Origin of the sequence: Enterobacter cloacae complex sp. S3 (assembly GCF_014930495.1) — a bacterium.
GTDB classification, from domain to species: Bacteria; Pseudomonadota; Gammaproteobacteria; order Enterobacterales; family Enterobacteriaceae; genus Enterobacter; species Enterobacter asburiae_B.
This window is the reverse complement of sequence record NZ_JADBRD010000042.1, coordinates 1-563: the sequence shown is the minus strand read 5'-3', so window position 1 is coordinate 563 and position 563 is coordinate 1. Positions and strand designations below refer to the sequence as shown.

The 563-nt window shown below is 32.5% G+C and carries 1 pseudogene; it reads right to left on the bottom strand.

From position 1 onward, the window contains the following. Nucleotides 1-563 (bottom strand): annotated as a pseudogene (locus tag IM317_RS24045) (SIR2 family protein); the annotation flags it as partial.

Genomic DNA, 563 nt, shown 5'->3' with positions numbered 1-563 from the left:
GTAATAATGCTGTTGTAAAACAGTTTCTTCAAATTTTGCTTTAGTTGGGTTTACGATAGCAAGTTTATTGTATTCTTTCCTGAATTCTTCTAACGCTAATTCATCTTTCTCAGCAAGATTGAGACTTTCTTTGGCGGTTTCGATAAATGAAAAATCTTCTACTAATTGTACAGCGGTTTGTATGTCTGGAATATCTAAATCAATTTCTAAATCTTCTGGGAAATGATTGGGGTAATTTACTTCAATTCTTTCTTCGCTATATTTATTCCATGAAACAGAACCATGCATTTTAATGAGGTTTATTGTTGGGATCTCGAATTTATAAAGGTCATTTGTACCTTGATGCCAAGTTGATGTATGAAAATTACTGATTTGAAGGTGACGTTTTTTAAGGCCTCTAGCACCATCGTTAAAAATAAAATTTGTAGAATCACGAAGCAACCTATCTGAAGCATTTTCGAAAAATAAATCATAGTTTGTAGTGAAAATGTTGGCTCTGCGTATCTGGTTTGCCCCTTTCCTATTAATTAAATGCACAATGCTATCTATTAATTGTATGTACG